Origin of the sequence: Sorangium sp. So ce448 (genome assembly GCF_051520915.1) — a bacterium.
In the GTDB taxonomy this organism is placed as follows: domain Bacteria; phylum Myxococcota_A; class Polyangia; order Polyangiales; family Polyangiaceae; genus Sorangium; species Sorangium cellulosum_B.
The window spans coordinates 7,325,584-7,342,585 of sequence record NZ_CP150343.1; the positions used below are offsets into that span (position 1 = coordinate 7,325,584).

Here is a 17,002-nt window from a genome sequence, read left to right on the forward strand (position 1 = left end):
GGTCGACGGTTCCGCTCAACCTGGGTCGGGCAATCTCCTCAACCTCGGTCCGGCGATCTCAACCCGGGTCGGGCAATCTGGGTGGTCGCCTCAACCTGGGTCGGGTCGCCCCAGCGGCCCCAACCTGGGTCGGGTCGACGAACCTGGGTCGGGCAACCTCAACCTGGGCCGGGCAATCTCCTCAACCTCGGTCGGCTCCCTCACCTCAACCTCGGTCGGCTCCCCCTGCCTTCCTCCGGAGCGCCGCCAGCCTCGACGGCCGCACCAGCAGCCCGCCGACCGTCTGATCCGCCACGAGCTCCGCGATCTGCTCCGGCCCGTAGCCCACCGCCGCCGGATCGCTGGCCGCGAGCGGATGCACGCGCCCTCCTCCCTCCGGCCGGCACCAGTTCTGCACGCTCTCGTCCTGGGCCAGCACCGTCAGCGCGCACAGGTAGGCGTCCACCTCGCGGAACCTCCCCTCCCCCATCCCGCGCCCCACCATCGCGGCCACGGCCTCGGTCAGCGCGCGCCGCTCGGCCCAGTACGTCGCGAACGCCCCCGGATCCCGCTCGCTGAACCGGTGGATCTCCGTGATCTCCAGGGGAAACCCGCACACCGTCTGCACGTCGAAGCGCACGAAGCGCCATAGCTGCACGTCCGCCGTCTCACCGGTCGCCTCGAGGCTCCGCGCGTACGACAGCGGCAGCCGGTTCACCTGCTGCAGGATCTCCGCGACGATGAGCTCCTTGCGCCGGAACCAGTAGTACAGCGACGACTGCCGGAGCCCCGCCGCCTGCGCGACCTCCAGCATCGACACCTCGGCCACCCCCCGCTCGGCGAACAGCCGGCCCGCCACCTGCAGAATCTGCTCCCGCGGCGCGAGATCGCTCCGCTGCGGCGCCTTGCGCGGCCGGCCCATGCGGCGCGGGCTCCCCTCGGCCTTCTGCTCGCCTCCGGCGTTCCGCCCCCCTTCCGCCGGCTGCCTTCCTTCGGCGCTGTGCCTGCCGTCGGTCTTCGGAGGAGGAGCCATCTCTGTCTTCATCGTCATCGTCCGAGGTGGCCATCACGCGGCCGCGCGATCGCCGTCGCGCCCTCATGCCGCCTCGCCCTCCCGCGCGTCAATCGGCTCCGCGCTCGCCCCATGCGCCATCCGCTCTTCATCACCCAATCCACCACCCACACCGCCACCAAGAAAATTCACCACCTCCGGGAAAAAGCGCGCGCGCCCTGCATTTTACCCTCACGAAACAGCCTGTAAATCCTGGCCCCGGATAGTCGGCCCATAGTTTCGATTGTATATCGAAAGTGAGGCGAGGGCCGCCGCCGACGACGCCATCCCCCCGGGTGCTGCCGGTGACGGCGCCGCTCACCGCGTGCGTGTGGAAGGTCGACGTGGCCGAAGGCCAGCGCCTGGCCGTGCTCGGGGCGATGAAGATGGAGTTCCCCGTGGTGGCTGACGTGGCCGGGGCCGTCGGCTGGATCGGCTGCCGCCCGGGCCAGAGGGTCAGCGCGGGCCAGCCGCTCGTGGGGGTGTCGGCCGATGCGTGACCCCATCTCGACCGCCGCCCGAGGCGCACGCCGTCCTCGGCCGCCAGCGACACGGCCTCCCAGCCCGCCGGCGAAGGCTCGGATGAGGGCGGGGTCCCGCGGCGGGTGAGACCGCGCGCCACCAGCGCGCCGCTGCCCCCCCAGGCGAGGGCCAGGGTGACCAGGATCAGCAGCGCGAGGCGGACGAAGCGACGCACGGTGACGCCCTTGATAGACCCCCCCGCCCGCGAAGACGAGGAGGAAAGCCGGGCGCCCCGTTCACGAGAGCGCGGCGCGGATCAGCTCTCGAATCGGACCTTGTCCATGCAGTAAGGACCGGTGTTGGGGGTCACGGAGAGCGTGAGCTGCTGAGCGGCCGCGGCGGTTCGGGCTGAGGGTGCCCGCGATCAGGGAGCGGGCGTGACGCTGAGCGCGCCCGAGGCGCTGAGGGACGCCTTGTAGTTCCCGGGCGCAGGGTAGGTGATGCGGAACCCTGCGAGGTCGGGCGAGAGGGTCTTCGTTTGGCCCGACGCCTGCGTGCCGCCGGCCGGCACCCAGTACTGGGCGCACGGATCCCACTGCCCGGCGGTGTGCGTCTGGACGAGCGTGCAGACGTCTCCACCATTCTGGGCCGCGATGCTCTGGCTGACCTGGTACGTGAGCACGAGGGCGCCGTTGTCCTCCGTGAGCTTGGTCGCTGCGTTCATCGAGGTCGTGTCGGTCGCGCCGCACTTCAGGTACCAGTGGCTGGGCGCGTCGGCGCATGCGGGGATCGGCGCGGCCGCCGTGCCGCGGGTCACCTTGACCGTCGCCTCGGACGGCGAGACCCCGAGCAACGAGATGGCCAGGTCCGCGTCGCGATCGACGAACGTATGACCCCAGGGGAGCGCCTCGCGCGAGACGTTCGCGGGATAATTAGCTACGTCGATCGGCACGGAGGGCGTCATGTTGACGATGCGCGTCGGGGTCCCCTCCAGCGTGCCCCGGTGCACGACGATTCCGCTCGCGACCGGCGAGCCCGCCGTGAACCGCTGGGAGTCGAAGAGGCCGAGCGGCTGGCGATACTCAACCTGGTACGTCTCGTCCCCGCCGGGGATGGGGACGACGAGCCGCTGCACGCCGTCCGAAGCCAGCTCGATCGGCTCGACGCTGACGATGGAGGTCCCGCTCGCGCTCACGGTCTCCGTGTTCTCCGGGTCGAACCAGCCGAGCAGCGCCTTCTCCGGAGCATTGTAGTGCAGGAACTGGCCCCCCATCGTGCTGAACGAGTCGCCGTACTCTTGCACACAGCTCGTGCTCCCCGCGTTGAGCTCGCCGCTGTTCGCGCACGCAGGCAGGTTGGGTTGAGCGCAGCTCGTGCTCATCGACGCCCAGTTCCCGGCAGCGTTGGCGCAATTCAGCAGGTCGGAGTGTCCCAGCCCCAGGTTGTGTCCCAGCTCGTGCGCGAAGGTGCCAGAGTCGGCGGCGCTGTAAAAATAGGTACTGGAGCCCAGGGCTGCAGCTCCGTCGGTACAACCCGCCGGCCTCTCGGCGAAAAAGTACATCGTGTGCTGGTAATTGGACTCCACGTAGCCCGCCACCGTCGCGGCGATCGCCCTGCCCATCGCCGCGTAGGCGGGTCGCAGCGAGCAGCTCGTGGGCTCCGCGTTGATCGTGTACCAGCCGAAATAGTCCCCGTTGGGGTTGACGTGGCCGGTCAGGCTCATCTTCCCGTAGGAGGCTTCAATGAAGAAGTTGTTGGTCGAATCCGCGTTGCTGAAGAGGCGGTCTCGCACGTCATCGGAGGTGTAGGTCGGTTCCGGGCTGTTCTTGAATCGGATGAAGATCGCCGCGACCTTGCGATTGCCGATGACAGCGGGCTGCTGGACGGCGGAGATCGTCTCGACCTCGTCCACCTCGCCCTCCATCGCAGTGCCGCAGGCGGAGACCGCGAGGCAGAGAATGAGAAACCCGCTGCGATGGGTGAACGAAACGTTGCGCATTGTACCTCTGTGGTGTCGAAAAAAGCGCGTGGCAGTGCCGGACGCGAGCGTGCATGGAGTCACGGACTCCAGACCTCGAACCCACGCGCAGGCTCGGGGCTCACGACGTGACGATCGGCCGGGCCGCCCTTGAACGAGTCCTCGAAGGCAGCGGGCCCGGGGGAAGGTCCAGACGCTTCGGGGCCGTCAAGCCCCAGCCGCGGGACCTGCGTGGACCGGGTTCATCGAACCCTCTTCTGCTCACTGGATGCGGCCAGGCCCCGTCGCCCTTCACGAAATCGTGACGGCCCGGCCGATTCGCGGGCGAGTCCACCGCACAGGGGCGCCGCGGTCCCGTCCCGAACCGCCAGGCCGCGCATCGCGTCATCGAGAGCCCGGGCCCGGCCCGCCTCGATGCCTTTGCGTCGTGCGTCGAGAGGGCGATGAGCGACCTCGATCTGCCGCGGCGCGCCCTCGACGACGCCGATCCCGAGGATCTCGAATGACGCCTCGGAGCGAGGTCGGCCGCCTCAGCTCTGCGATCGGTGCGGGACGATGTCGTTGGCGATGATCTCGCCGAACGGCCCCGTGAGGTTCGGGCGGACGCCTGCGGCTCGCCGCTCGACGGGGAGCCGCGGGAAGAGCAGCTCGGCGACCCGATAGGCCTCTTCGAGGTGCGGATACCCCGACAGGATGAACGTCTCGATCCCGAGCTCCGCGTACTCGTTCATGCGGCGCGCGACCGTCTCCGCGTCGCCCACGAGCGCCGTCCCGGCCCCGCCGCGCACGAGCCCGACGCCGGCCCAGAGGTTCGGGCTCACCTCGAGCGCGTCGCGCCGCCCCTTGTGAAGCGCCGCCATGCGGCGTTGCCCCTCGGAGTCGAGGCGCCCGAAGGCCTGCTGCGCCGCGGCGATGGTGCTGTCGTCGAGGTGCCGGATCAGGTCGTTCGCGGCGGCCCACGCCGCCTCGGCCGTCTCGCGGACGATGACGTGAAGGCGGATCCCGAAGCGCACCGCGCGCTGCTCCGCGGCCGCGCGGCGGCGCACGTCCGCGATCTTCTCGGCCACCGCGGCCGGCGGCTCTCCCCAGGTCAGGTAGACGTCGACGTGGCGCGCCGCGAGCGCGTGCGCCGCGGGCGACGACCCCCCGAAGTAGAGCGGCGGGTGCGGCGCCTGGAGCGGCGGAAACAGGATCTTCGCGCCCTTCACGCGCAGCTGCTGCCCCGTGAAGTCGACCGTCTCGCCCGCCATGACCCGCCGCCAGATGCCGAGGAACTCGTCGGTGACGACGTAGCGCTCGTCGTGCTTCAGGAAGACGCCATCCCCCTCGGACTCCGCCGGATCACCGCCGGTCACGACGTTGACGAGCAGGCGGCCGTCGGACAGGCGATCGACCGTGGACGCCATGCGGGCGGCCCACGTGGGCGAGACGACGCCCGGCCGCACGGCGACGAGGAAGCGAAGCCGCTGCGTCAGCGGGATCATGGCCGACGCGACCGCCCAGGCGTCGTCGCACGATCGTCCGGTGGGGACCAGCACGCCGTGATAGCCGAGGTCGTCGGCGGCCTGCGCGATCTGACGAAGATAAGGGAGCGTGACGGGGCGCGCCCCCTCGGCGGTGCCAAGGTAGCGGCCGTCCCCGTGCGTCGGGAGAAACCAGAAGACGTTCATCGATGGAGAAGCTCCTCGCCCGTGAGTCGCCGGGTCAGGCGCGCGAGAGCACGATCCGCACCGCGCGCCGCTGCGCGCCGGAGCCCGCGGCGCCAAGGAACCTCGCCGGGCAGGCCGCCGCGACGCCGCTGCTGCCCCGGCAACACAAGCTGCTGATCGACTGCTGCTGAAGCAGCAATCGACCGCCCCTCCACGGGTCCTCCCCGGCGGAGCGCCGCGCCTCGACCTGGCACAGGGGCTGCTGGACGGAGGTTCACACCACGCATCCGCTACAAATGCAATTTCACATCATACATATCATCCTTACGTGCGGACGTGGGTTGTAGAGGAGGCGAAGGAGCCCTCATGATCAGGTACATCTCGTTCACGACGGTCCGCTCCGCGCTGCTGGGCTGCGCAGCTCTCTCGAGCTTGTTGCTGCTCGGGTGCGGCCGCGACGGCGGCGAGGCGGGCGCCACGGGCGAGAAGGCGGCGAACGCCGGGCAGGCGGCCGAGGACACGCGGGCGGCGGTGGTGGTCCGGCTGGGGTACCAGAAGATCGGCACGCCCTTTCTCCTCAAGGAGCGCGCGGAGGCCCTGACGAAGGCGCTCGAGGCGAGGAACGCCCGGGCCGAGTGGGTCGAGTTTCAGGCCGGTCCTCCGCTGCTCGAGGCGATGCGCGCGGGCGCCGTGGACGTCGGCCACGTCGGCGAGACGCCGCCGGTGTTCGCGCAGGCGGGCGGCGTGCCCTTCGTCTATGCCGCCAGCGACGCGCCGGCGCCCAGGGCCGAGGCGATCGTCGTCAAGAAGGACTCTCCGATCCGCACGCTCGCGGCCTTGAAAGGCAAGCGCGTCGCCCTCAACCGCGGCTCCAACGTGCATTACCTGCTGGTTCGAGCCCTCGAGAGCGCCGGGCTGACGCTGGACGACATCCAGGTCGTCTTCCTCGCGCCCGCCGACGCGCGGACCGCGTTCGAGGGTGGCAATGTCGATGCCTGGGTGATCTGGGATCCTTTCCTGGCAGCGGCCGAGCTCGCCGGGGCCCGTATCCTCCAGGACGGCGAGGGGCTCGTCGACAACCGCCTCTTCTATGTCGTCCGGCGAGAGTTCGCGGAAGAGCAGCCGGCGATCTTGCAGATCGTGTTCGACGAGTACCGCGCGCTGAGCGCCTGGGAGGACGGGCACCGCGAGGAAGCCTCGCAGATCCTCGCGAAATCTTCGGGGATCTCGTACGAGGCGTTCCTGCGGTCCGAGCACCGGCGCGCGTTCCAGATCCTGCCGATCACGCCCGAGATCGTGCAAAGGCAGCAGGCCATCGCCGATACGTTCCACAAGCTCGCGATCATCCCGCGCGACATCCGCGTCGAGGAGGCGCTCCTGCCGGGCGCCGCGATCGGAGGCGCGCGATGACGGCCGGCGAAGCGCCGGGCGGCCGCGCGGTGCGCGGGCTCGGCGTGCGCATCGCGCCCTGGCTGGCCCCGCTGGCCCTCGTGATCCTCTGGGAGGTCCTGTCGCGGCTGCAGATCATCCCGAAGAGCCTGCTGCCGTCGCCCGTCGAGGTGCTCGTGGCCGCCTCGAGCGCCACGAGGAGCGGCGAGCTGCCCGCGCACCTCGGCGTGAGCGCGCTGCGGGCGGTGGGCGGGCTCGTCGTCGGCGCGGCCGTCGGGCTCGCGCTCGGCCTCGGCACGGGGCTCTCGCGCCCGCTGCAGCTGGTCATCGACGGGCCGCTGCAGATGCTCCGGGCGATCCCCGCGCTGGCGCTCGTGCCGCTCGTGATCCTGTGGTTCGGGCTCGGCGAGACCGCGAAGCTCTTCATCGTCGCGATCACGGTGCTGTTCCCCGTCTACCTGAACACGTTCCACGGCGTGCGCAGCGTGGATCCGCAGCTCATCGAGATGGCGCAGGTCTATGACGTGCGGGGGTTCGCGCTCTACCGCGAGGTCATCTTCCCGGGCGCGCTCCCCTCGATCCTCGTGGGTCTGCGCTTCGCGCTCGGGCTCTCGTGGCTCGTGCTCATCGTCGCGGAGACGCTCGGCGCGAGCCAGGGCCTGGGCTATGTCGCGATGAACGCCCGCGAGTTCATGCAGATGGATCTCCTGGTGCTCACGATCGTGCTCTGGGCCCTGCTCGGCAAGCTGGCCGACTCCCTGGCGCGGTGGCTCGAGCGCCGGCTCCTGCCGTGGCAGCCACCGCTGCAGCGGCTCGAGGCGAGGTGAGCGAATGAGCGGTTCGGGCGATCAGACCGCCGGCGCGCGCGTCGTGCTGGAGCAGGTCGACAAGCGGTACGGTGACCGGCTCGCGCTCTCGGGCATCGAGCTCGACATCCGCCCTGGCGAGTTCGTGACGATCGTCGGGCGGAGCGGCTCGGGCAAGAGCACGCTGCTCCGCGTCCTGTGCGGCCTCGAGCAGCCGACGCGCGGCGCGGCGCGCGTCCTGGCCTCGAGGGAGGTCGCGGCGCGCGAGGCGGTGCGCGTCGTCTTCCAGGAGCCCCGGCTGCTGCCCTGGCGCACGGTGCTGGAGAACACGTGCATCGGCGGTCCGAGAGGGCGCGACGCGCGCGCGCGCGACGTGCTCGACCGGGTCGGGCTCGGAGATCGGCTGAACGACTACCCGGGCGTGCTCTCGGGAGGTCAGCGGCAGCGGGTCGCCCTCGCGCGCGCGCTCGTCCACGACCCGAAGGTGCTGCTGCTCGACGAGCCGTTCGGCGCGCTCGACGCCCTGACGCGGATCGGGGCGCAACGCCTTGTCGAGTCGCTGTGGGCGCAGCGCCGCTTCACGGCCGTCCTGGTGACGCACGACGTGGAGGAGGCGGTCCTGCTCGGAGATCGCGTGCTGGTGTTCGACGAGGGGCGCATCGTGGAGAGCGTCGCGGTCGATCTGCCGCGCCCCCGGGCCAGGGAGTTCCCGGAGGTCGGCCGCCTGGCCGGTGTGCTCCTCGACGCGATCTTCAGGAGATCCCCGGAAGAAGCAGGGCTGTCACGGCGCGCCTCGCGCGAGGACGTCTGCAGGCATCCCGCGACCCTCCTGGCCCCCACCGGCCTCGAGGTTGCTCGCCATTGACTGGATCCCTCGCTCCGGCGCCGCTGGCACCGAAGGAGCATTCGCACCTTCGAGCTATTTCCGGACGTCGGGCAATCGTGCAGCCTGAATGGCGGGGCAGCCGCGTCGACGCGGATTGAAAGGTCAGTGTGCCTTCGGCCGGTTTCCCTTGGCCGTCCGGCGCACGAGCTTCATTCGCTCGGCTCCCTGGGGCTCGAACACGAGCGTCTCGGTCCAACCCCAGGACTTGCCGCCAGGCCCCGTCGTGCCGGCAGCCTCGTAGTCGACCGTCGTGCGCGCGTCGACGGTGGAGAACGTGAGCTCGACGAGGATTTCCTGCTGATAGGCTGTATCCGGCTTCTGCGAACACCTGCTCGGCGTATCCTCCTGAAACCAGCGGCGCAGGAACTCTCGGTGTTTGTCCTCGCACTGATAGCCAAGGCCCAGGGCCGAGGTATAGGGGCAGTCCAGGTGACCTCTCGCGCCGTCGCTCGGCAGCTCGGCCCAATCGCAGTGGCTCACGAGCTCGGCCGACACGTAACCTACGGCCGCGCGCTCGGCCTCCGAGAGGCATGCAACCACGTCCCTGGCGACGACCGGCGTGCAGCACCCCTCGGTCCAGTAGAGCTTCGTGGGTCGGTCGTGCGGCGTGCACGACGACACGTCGGCGGTCGCGCTCGGCTCGGGCGCCGACGGCGGCGTCGCGGAGGGTCGCGGGGCGGAGATCGATGATTGGACGGGGAGCGACGTCTGCATAGGCGCTCCAGACGAGCGCTCTGGCGTGCACGCCGCGACGCACGCCGCCGCGACGAGGAGGGCAAAGCGCCTTCGCTCCATTGCGGTCCGTGGAGCCCACGCGCCCGTCACGTCGCCTGCGCGCCGAACGTCGGCGAACCGTGGCGAGGAGCGGGCGCCGCCTGCGGCTCGTCCGCCGCATGGGCTCACGGGGCTCGGCCGTCGCGGAGTGCGCATGGGTCCAGGTCAGCAGATGGCCGAGGCGATGGCCAGCGCGGAGCACCGCGAGCGCTCCCCCTGGTGATTCCCATCGGGAGGCTGGTAGCACGGTGGACCAGGAGACCCTTCCTGCATGGTGGCTTCGCGGCTCGCGCTCCTCCCCCTCCCGCTCCTCGCCGCTTCGTGTGGTCCCGCCGCCGGGTCGGCCCCCGCGGCGCTCGCGCCGACCTCGGTCGCCATCCCGCCCGCCCGCTGGAGGCGCCCGCGCGCGCCGCGGACACGCCGGCCGTGGATCCCTCGGCCCCGCTGACATTGCCGATCGCCGCCATCCCGCCCGCAACCTGGGTCGAGCCGCCCCTCGGAGAGCAGGAGCGGACGAGGGCCGGTCGGGACCCGTTCCGCGAGCACACCGAGATCGCCCTCGGCGAGCGCGTCGCGATTTTCGCAGCGAAAGGAGGCGGCGCCGACCCCGCGGGCGGAGCCTTCGCGGTCGACGAGAAGCTCGGCGTCGTCGGTCCCCTGAAGCTGCCCGCACGCCTCACCTGGGTTGGCGTCGCCGGCCCGCGGATCGACGCGCTCTATGCGGCCACGCCGGAGGGCACGCTCCACCGCGCCGCCGGCGTCCGCGATGCGCTGAGGGCGGACGGCTTCGAGCCGCGCGGCAGCGTGCCTGGCGCGACGGCCTGGGACGCCGCCGGCGCCCTCATCGCGGCCGCGGCGGGAGAGCGCGTCAGCGTCTCCGCCGACGAGGGCCGCAGCTTCACCTCGGCCGTGGTCGCGCCCGGCAAGGCGGTGCGCGCGGTGCTCGTGCGACCCGACGGCGTGCTCGCGGCCGTGGTCCAGGCGCCGGCGCGCGGCCAGCAGCCGGCGGCGCCCGACACGTTCCTCTCGCTGGATCGCGGGCAGACCTGGAAGCGATCTGCGTTCCAGCCGCGCTCGATCGAGCGCGCAGGATCCTGGATCTGGAACGGCAATGCGAGCTGCCCCGCCGTGCTGAGCCGCGACGGCCAAGCGTGGGCCAGGATCGCTGCTGCGTCCTTGTACACCACGTCCTTATACGCCCGACCCACGTTGGGCATCGCGCTGCACCTCTCCCCCACGATCCGCGCCATCGAGGCCGGCTGGTTCCGCTCGTCCGTCGTTCCGCCAGCGCCCGAGCCGCCCCGGCGCGGCGACACCGCGGTCGGGCGGGAACCGCCGTGCAAAACCGACGACGGGGGCGTCGTGGGCGGTATCGGACTCATGGGCGCGGCTGGCGTCTCGTGCAGAGGCGCGCTCTGCCTGCTCGAAAGCGCCACGCCGCTGCCACAGCCGACGCGCACACGGATCGCGACGTTCGGCGACGGGATCTGCGGACCGACGAGCGCGCGACCGCCCGGCAGCGACTGCGCCGCGCACCTCACGCGGCCACCGACGTTCGCGGTCGTCGACCACATCGCGAGCACCGTGATGCCCGTCGCGGCGCCCGAGGGGTGCCCGCAGCCGGTCGCGCTGCACAACGCGGCCGGCATCGGCGTGCTGATCTGCCGCGGAGGCAGCGGGGGCGCCGTCCTCTTCATGCGGGGCGCGCAAGGTCCGTGGCACGCGGAGGGGAGCCAGGCGACCCCGGCCGAGGCCCTCCAGTGGATCGCCGCGGCGCCGGATGGCACGCTGCTCCTGCTCGAACCGACACCGCCCGCAAGCGCCCAGCAGCGCGAGCCGCAGCAGGCGCTCGTGCGAAGCCCGCTGCCGCTCGGCGCACCGCAAGCGTGGCGCCGGATCACGGCGCCGGACGGTGTCGCGGCGCTTCCCGCTCCCGGCGGCGCGGCGCTACTCGCGAGCTCGCCCGCGGCCTCGGCCGGCAGGCGCCTCGATGTGACGCTGGATCGCCCGGGGCAGCCGTCGCTCACCTTGGCGCGCGACGTGGAGGTCTATCAGGACCTGACGCTGATGGAGATGCGGGACGGGCAGGTGCGGTTCCGCGTGCGTCCAAATCCTGCGCCGGACGTCAAGGGAAGGCTGGGGCCCCCGCCGCCCGAGGCGCGGGATGCGCGCTGGCACGTGCTGACCCACGGCGGCGAGCTCGTGCCGGAGACGCCCACCGGACCGACGCCTCCGACCGAGGGGCGCTTGTTCGGCCCAGCGGGGCGCTAGCGCCGCGTCCGCGGGACCCAACCACGTGGCGGGACCCAACCACGTCACGGGCCATGGGCCGTCGCGGGACCCAACCACGTCACGGGCGATCGTTGGCGATAGCCGTAGAAGCCCCCGCCGCCGTCGCCTGGGTCAGCGGTCCCGGAGAAGCCGGACCATCCGCCGACGAAGCTCCTCGCTGCTCTCGCGCCTCGCAGCCTCGTTCAGCAGCTCGATCGCCGGCCCGCGCAGGACGGCGGCATGCTCGATCCCTTCGATCGCCAACCTCCGGGCGATCTCACACGGCAGGGACAGCGCCGCGCTCCACACCGCGCCGTCGTAGAGACAGCCGCGCAGGCCGCCGGTCGCCACGGCCCCGAGGGCGCGGAGCAGCGCTTTTTCCGGGCCAGGGACGCGGTCCGGATGCACGGGAGCAGGTGCGCCTGATCCACGGTGAACTCCCGTCCAAGCCTGTCGAGGAACGCAGCGCAGTCCTCGTCGGGCATGCGGTCGAGCTCCTCGATCCGCGCCGCGGGAACCGGCGGCAGTCGGGCCTCCTCCCCGGACTCGAACACTTTCCTGGCCCCGTCGAGCGCCCTCTGGACCGAATCCTTGTCCGAGGCCTCCGCCGCCCGCGCTTCCAGCATCAGCGCGGCCAGCAACGCCTCGCCGGCGCGCCGGTGCTGCCCCGGATTCCTGACGACGAGGGCCGCCATCACGGGGGCGCGCCGCCACGGATCCGGAGCGGCGAGGGCACGCTGGAGCGCCGACTCGGCGGTACTCGCGGAGGACGAGCGACGCGGCGTGGAGGTCCCGCAGCGACGCCGACCGCTCGATGAACCGCTGGATCGAGGCGATGACGTGGGGATCGTTGCGTTCGTAGCCCGAGATGACGTGCCGGAGCACCGGCAAGATGTCGCTATCCAGGCCGTCCGGGTCCTGCGCTGCCAGAAGCGACACGAGGAGCGGAGCATCGCCTGGGCGACCGGCTACCCACAGGACGAGGAGCGCGCTCCTGTGATTCCCGCTGTGTTGCCCGGGCGGGCCCCTGAGCGCCTTGATCGCCTGGACGCGCATCGCCCCGGCGATCTCGTGCAGGGGGTTGTCTCTTCCCCACCGGGTCTCGGCCTGGCGTCGCTGGAAGTACTCGAAGATACGGTTGATCGCCTCTCGAGAGCCGGACCTGAGCACGATGCGCGCGAGCCTCACCTGCTCCTCGTCGCTCATGGCCGACATAAAGAGATCCTCGGCGATCGCGTGCGCCCGCCGCCAGAGCGGTCGCCCTTCGGGCGAGGTCGGGGGGCGCGGACGGCGCTTTCGGTCCGGGCTCATGCCAGATCCCATGGATCCTATCAGCCTCCGTTCGCCACGACAGGGGTTCCCTGCGGGAGCAGCAAGCACGGCTCACTCTCCAACGTGCGACGCGGCCCGTGAAGGACGCGCGCTCCACCTCGCAGGATGGATCTCCTGGGACTGGAGCCGTTAGCATGGTGGACGCATGCCGCAGCAGCCACCGACCGAGCCACAGCAGTCACCGACCGGACCGCAGCAGCCACCGACCGGACCGCAGCAGCCACCGACCGGACCGCAGCAGCCACCGACCGAGCAGCCTTTCTCGCTGACAGACGGCGCCCTCGCCGCGTTGGTCGCCACCGGCTACGGCGTTCCGGCGCTCGCGGCGCTGCTCTTCGGCGCGGGGCAGCTGGTCCGACTCGATGCCGCGATCTTCGCCGTCGGAGCGCTCGGGCTGGCCGGTTGGATCGGCCTGACCGTATGGACATACCGCGCGATACGGCGCCGGGGGCGCGCCCCCTTCCAGGTGGCGGCCGAGGTGCTCACGCTGCTCCTCCTGCCCGCCTGGGGCCTGGCGTACAGCCATGATGCCCCCGGGACGTGCACTGTCTCGGCGTGCGACGCCGGCACCACGGCGTTCCGGCCGCTCGCCGAGCCCGAAGTCCACGGCCTGATCGCGCTGCACGCCCTCACCGCGCTCGCCTATGTCGTGTCACGGCGCCGGAAAGAAGCGCTGCCTGGCCCTGCAGAGCTCGTCGTCCATGCAGCGCTGCTCGTCGGAATTGCGCTCCACGTCCTGCTGGCGGTGCACTTCGGCCCCTGGGTCGCGGCCGGCCTGCTCGTGCCGCCGCTGCTCCTGCCGTGCGTCGCGCCGGTGTTCACTGTCGTCTTCTATTACGCCGAGCTGCGCGCTCGCCTCTTGAGGCGGGGCGTCGAGGCCGGCGCGCCTGCTCCGTTGGCCGCTGCCGATCCCGCCTATCGCGCGGGGCCGCCGCAAGTCCCGCTCCCGCCGCCGCCCGCGATTCACCGACCCACGTTGTGGCGCGCCCTCGCGGCTTCCCCGCTGCTGCTCGGGGTTCACGCCGTCCTGCACGCGGCCTGGCTGGGACATCCGGCGGCCGCCCTCCAGGTCTTCACCCGCACATGCGGGTACACACTGTCGCAGCTCCCGATCGTGAAGCTGCCCGGCGATTGCCACTACTTGTGCACCGTCGCAGCGCGCGGCCACGCCTGGCTTGTGCGCCCGATCCGGCTCGGACGACGGGGCGGCACGCCGATCCTCGTCAATCGCCAGCTCGCCATCGCCAACGCCTTCGAGGATCTGCTGCACGAGCGCTGGCCGCGCTTCGGCCGCGCGGCGCGCCAGTTCTACGACCGGATGGGGCTGCCCGTGAGCCGATACATCGGCGCCGCTTGGGCTGCAGATCTCGTCTATCTCGCGATGAAGCCGCTGGAGTGGGCGTTCTACCTGACGCTCCTGCTGCTCGACCCGCGCGCCCCCGAAGAGCGGATCGACCGTATGTACAGGTGAGAGCGCCCCAGCGGCCCGGCCCACTACTCGACCGACCCAGGTTGAGCCATCGCAATCCAGGTTGAGCCATCGCACGAAAGCGTACGCAAGATGAAACTTGACCCGCGTTGCAGGGCACCGGGACTGCGCACCCCCCAATTCATGGATTGACTCGGCTTGATCCAATCAATTCGGCTCACCTATCGACCCATAACCATCCGGCCCGTCAGTCAGAGCCTGTCTAAAGTCACCGATTCAATCGCCGCATTCGCACTCGCCCCGGCATCCCCCGTTCCCAGGCGTACGCGCTGCGCCAGACAAACGCTCCGCCCGCCGGCTCTGGCTTCTTCAAACGGACGTTCTCCACAACACGACAACAACGCGTCGAAGCCGCTCCCGCGCTTCTCGCATCGCTGTGAACAGCGCCACGCGGTATCTACACCAGGAGTTTGAGGTCCGTCACGCTGGCGCCGTGGAACGTGCGCATCCACCAGGTTCCCGCCGGGAACACCACGTTGCGTACCCCGGCGCGCCACCACTCAAGCGCCGCGCGGTACGACGCACGAAACGCCCGCACCGCTGCGCCAGCGATTCGCCATGCATCACCCTGCTCCCGGCCAACCGCAAAGGTCGGATTGCGTTCGCCCAGCGCCTCGGCGCTCGTAACACGCTCGTACGGGGAGATCTTGCTGACTCGATCAGCACCAAGAAAGCGACGCCCTTGCTGCTGCAGCGCCGCATGGGCCTGCGCCTCCTGTTCCTTGAGCGCGGCGGCGACCAGGTGTCGAAAGTCATCGATTCCGTCCTGCTCGACCGCCGGTGGCAGCGCGAGAGGCAGCATCACTTCCTCGGGCCACTGTGGATTTTCCGGGTCAAGATACGCCACAGGACGCGCCGCACGCAGCACGCCGCAGCCGAGCTCTCTCACATCGACTTTAGCTCCCGGCCACTCACGCGCATGCCGGACGAGGCCAGCAGCGACAGGGTTCGCGAGCACGTAGGCGATCTTCTCCACGACGGCAGCGCGCGTGAGGAGGCGAACAACGCTCGTGGCTTCGTGGTCCCATACCGGTCCTTCCCACGCGCGAAGCACCTTGGTCCCGAGCGCCACAATGCGATGAAAGAACTGCAAGAAGCGCGGCAGGACGCCATTCACGTCCGTCACGACCAGGTGCAGATGCGTTGACATCGCGCAGAACGCGTGTACCTCGATCCCGAAGCGATTGGCTGATACCCCGAGGGCGTAGACTAAGAGCTGGGTGATGGCTGCGTCGGGGCGCAAGAGCAGGTGCCGGCGCAAGACGCGACGGGTGATCATGTAGGTAGCGCCGGGCGAGATCTCGCGGGGGTGGCTCATGGCCCGTCCATATCAACAAACGCTGTGCCAAAGATTGTAGTCAATAATTTCAAGCACTTGCCACGCACCACAGGTGGCGATTGCTGCGCCAGGGGTGGCGGCCGCCATGCACAACACAACCCGACCTAAGTTGAGATTTGGGTGCGGTCAGGTCTCAACCTGGGTCAGGTCTCAACCTGGATCGATCTGTGGTCTGTGGATGGGTCCAACCTGGCAGCAGGTCTCAACCTGGGTCAGGTCTGGGTGGGTGGGGTCGGATCTGGATGGGTCCAACCTGGGTCGGGTCTCACCAACTTGGTCGTGGTCGCGACGCCGACCGAATACCAGAAGCTGGTCTGGACGAAGCCCTCGGACGGGCCAGCATACCCGTCGATCTATCGCTATCCGTACATGGTGGAGCTCGATGGAGCGTGGCCCGCCGGGTTTCAGGACGGTCAGCTCGATGCGTGTCCGCGGGGCACGACAAGGCACGCGAACGGCGGCGGCTGCGCGCCCGAGGGCACGCCGTCGAGCGTCTACGTCGGTCCCTACGCGACCATCCTCGGCGGAGAGGTGAGCGGCGACGTCCGCGTCGAGGATCATGCGACCATCGTCAACGGCGTGATCTCCGGCGGCCGTGTCGGCGCGCTCAGCCTGGTCGGGCAACGCGGCTCGGGCATCCAGGCGCGCGGGTTCAACGTGAGCGGCTCGGCGAACGTGCAGACCAGCTTCTATCCCCTCGGCTGGTTCGGCGATCGCCAGCCCGTCTCCGGAACAGCAAAGCTGCTCGGGGATATCGAGTTCGTCGCCACATCGAAATCGGGCAGCACGTTCTACGGGTTCGTCCCCGACGACTGGGCGGGCGTCTCGACGGTCACCGAGGTGACGGTCGCGCCGCCGTGCACCTGGCGGCGTTGAGGCTACGATGCAGCCGATGCTTCATGTTGGGCTCATCGGTGACCGCGACGACGCCGTGACGGCCCACCGGGCCATCCCGGTGGCGCTGCGACTGGCGGGAGAGGCGCTGTCCGCGCCGCTCTCATTGGAATGGGTGCCGACCGAGGAGGTGACCGACGCCTCGCGGGTGGCTCGTTACGACGCCCTGTGGTGCGTTCCGGCGAGCCCGTACAGGAGCATGGATGGCGCGCTGCGCGCGATCCGCTTCGCCCGCGAGCAGCGGCGCCCGTTCCTCGGCACCTGCGGTGGCTTCCAGCACGCGGTCGTCGAGTACGCGCGCCATGTGCTGGGCTGGTCGGACGCCGAGCACGCGGAGACCGCGCCGGAGGCGAAGCGCGCGGTGATCGCGCCGCTTGCGTGCTCGCTGGTGGAGGCCACCGGCACGATTCGCTTCAACGCCGGAACCCGCATCGCGCGGGCGTATGGCTGCCCTGAGGCCACGGAAGGATATCGGTGCCGCTACGGCCTGAACCCGGAGTTCCAGGCCGCGCTGGTCTCGGGCCCGCTGCGCATCGGCGCCGAGGACGACGCCGGCGACGTGCGCGCCGTGGAGCTCGACGGCCATCCGTTCTTCGTCGCCACGCTGTTCCAGCCGGAGCGCGCCGCGCTCGCCGGTCGGCTGCCGCCGCTCGTGGCCGAGCTCATTCGAGCCTGCTCGAGCGCCGCCGGCTGAACGCCGGCG

At 70.6% G+C, this 17,002-nt stretch carries 15 protein-coding genes; 9 read left to right on the forward strand and 6 right to left on the reverse strand.

Annotated features, from left to right (window positions below; genetic code table 11):
- Positions 1 to 205: 205 nt before the first annotated feature.
- Complete coding sequence (locus WMF45_RS27675) at positions 206 to 1,024, reverse strand: TetR/AcrR family transcriptional regulator (RefSeq protein WP_437707500.1); 819 nt, start codon at positions 1,022 to 1,024, stop codon at positions 206 to 208.
- Positions 1,025 to 1,287: 263 nt separating this feature from the next.
- On the opposite strand from WMF45_RS27675, the gene WMF45_RS27680 reads away from it, so the two are divergent.
- Entirely contained in the window at positions 1,288 to 1,530 is a 243-nt protein-coding gene (locus WMF45_RS27680; protein WP_437707502.1) for an acetyl-CoA carboxylase biotin carboxyl carrier protein subunit, read from the forward strand.
- Positions 1,531 to 1,916: 386 nt separating this feature from the next.
- On the opposite strand, the gene WMF45_RS27685 is transcribed toward WMF45_RS27680, so the two are convergent.
- Entirely contained in the window at positions 1,917 to 3,491 is a 1,575-nt protein-coding gene (locus WMF45_RS27685) for a hypothetical protein (RefSeq protein WP_437707504.1), read from the reverse strand.
- Positions 3,492 to 4,000: 509 nt separating this feature from the next.
- Positions 4,001 to 5,140, reverse strand: coding sequence for an FMNH2-dependent alkanesulfonate monooxygenase (ssuD, locus tag WMF45_RS27690; RefSeq protein ID WP_437707506.1), 1,140 nt, complete (start codon positions 5,138 to 5,140; stop codon positions 4,001 to 4,003).
- Between the two features lie 2 nt (positions 5,141 to 5,142).
- Between ssuD and WMF45_RS27695 the strand changes: the two genes are divergently transcribed.
- The 4 genes from WMF45_RS27695 to WMF45_RS27710 all read left to right on the forward strand — a co-directional run bounded on the left by WMF45_RS27695 (position 5,143) and on the right by WMF45_RS27710 (position 8,179).
- The gene (locus WMF45_RS27695) at positions 5,143 to 5,310 is read left to right on the forward strand and encodes a hypothetical protein (RefSeq protein WP_437707508.1); all 168 of its coding nucleotides are present in this window, start codon (positions 5,143 to 5,145) and stop codon (positions 5,308 to 5,310) included.
- 175 nt (positions 5,311 to 5,485) lie between these two features.
- Positions 5,486 to 6,529 carry a sulfonate ABC transporter substrate-binding protein gene (locus WMF45_RS27700; RefSeq protein ID WP_437707509.1) on the forward strand — a complete coding sequence of 348 codons (1,044 nt, stop codon included), beginning with the start codon at positions 5,486 to 5,488 and terminating at the stop codon, positions 6,527 to 6,529.
- Positions 6,526 to 7,335, forward strand: coding sequence for an ABC transporter permease subunit (locus tag WMF45_RS27705; RefSeq protein WP_437707511.1), 810 nt, complete (start codon positions 6,526 to 6,528; stop codon positions 7,333 to 7,335). Before WMF45_RS27700 ends, WMF45_RS27705 begins: the two co-directional genes overlap by 4 nt.
- 4 nt (positions 7,336 to 7,339) lie before the next feature.
- Complete coding sequence (locus tag WMF45_RS27710; RefSeq protein ID WP_437707513.1) at positions 7,340 to 8,179, forward strand: ABC transporter ATP-binding protein; 840 nt, start codon at positions 7,340 to 7,342, stop codon at positions 8,177 to 8,179.
- Between the two features lie 123 nt (positions 8,180 to 8,302).
- Here WMF45_RS27710 and WMF45_RS27715 read toward each other — a convergent pair whose 3' ends face one another.
- Positions 8,303 to 8,914, reverse strand: a complete 612-nt coding sequence (locus WMF45_RS27715) for a hypothetical protein (RefSeq protein WP_437707515.1) — start codon at positions 8,912 to 8,914, stop codon at positions 8,303 to 8,305.
- Between the two features lie 486 nt (positions 8,915 to 9,400).
- Between WMF45_RS27715 and WMF45_RS27720 the strand changes: the two genes are divergently transcribed.
- Positions 9,401 to 11,245, forward strand: coding sequence for a hypothetical protein (locus WMF45_RS27720; protein ID WP_437707517.1), 1,845 nt, complete (start codon positions 9,401 to 9,403; stop codon positions 11,243 to 11,245).
- Between the two features lie 132 nt (positions 11,246 to 11,377).
- On the opposite strand, the gene WMF45_RS27725 is transcribed toward WMF45_RS27720, so the two are convergent.
- The gene (locus WMF45_RS27725) at positions 11,378 to 11,653 is read right to left on the reverse strand and encodes a hypothetical protein (protein ID WP_437707519.1); all 276 of its coding nucleotides are present in this window, start codon (positions 11,651 to 11,653) and stop codon (positions 11,378 to 11,380) included.
- A 1,069-nt stretch (positions 11,654 to 12,722) separates the two neighbouring features.
- Between WMF45_RS27725 and WMF45_RS27730 the strand changes: the two genes are divergently transcribed.
- The gene (locus WMF45_RS27730) at positions 12,723 to 14,048 is read left to right on the forward strand and encodes a DUF6688 family protein (protein WP_437707521.1); all 1,326 of its coding nucleotides are present in this window, start codon (positions 12,723 to 12,725) and stop codon (positions 14,046 to 14,048) included.
- A 415-nt stretch (positions 14,049 to 14,463) separates the two neighbouring features.
- On the opposite strand, the gene WMF45_RS27735 is transcribed toward WMF45_RS27730, so the two are convergent.
- Positions 14,464 to 15,384, reverse strand: a complete 921-nt coding sequence (locus WMF45_RS27735) for a transposase (RefSeq protein ID WP_437707523.1) — start codon at positions 15,382 to 15,384, stop codon at positions 14,464 to 14,466.
- A 300-nt stretch (positions 15,385 to 15,684) separates the two neighbouring features.
- Between WMF45_RS27735 and WMF45_RS27740 the strand changes: the two genes are divergently transcribed.
- Both WMF45_RS27740 and WMF45_RS27745 read left to right on the forward strand, forming a co-directional pair.
- Positions 15,685 to 16,281 (forward strand): hypothetical protein, encoded by a 597-nt coding sequence (locus WMF45_RS27740; protein WP_437707525.1) that lies wholly within the window; start codon positions 15,685 to 15,687, stop codon positions 16,279 to 16,281.
- Between the two features lie 7 nt (positions 16,282 to 16,288).
- Positions 16,289 to 16,993, forward strand: a complete 705-nt coding sequence (locus WMF45_RS27745) for a CTP synthase C-terminal region-related (seleno)protein (RefSeq protein ID WP_437707526.1) — start codon at positions 16,289 to 16,291, stop codon at positions 16,991 to 16,993.
- The last annotated feature ends 9 nt before the right edge of the window (positions 16,994 to 17,002 follow it).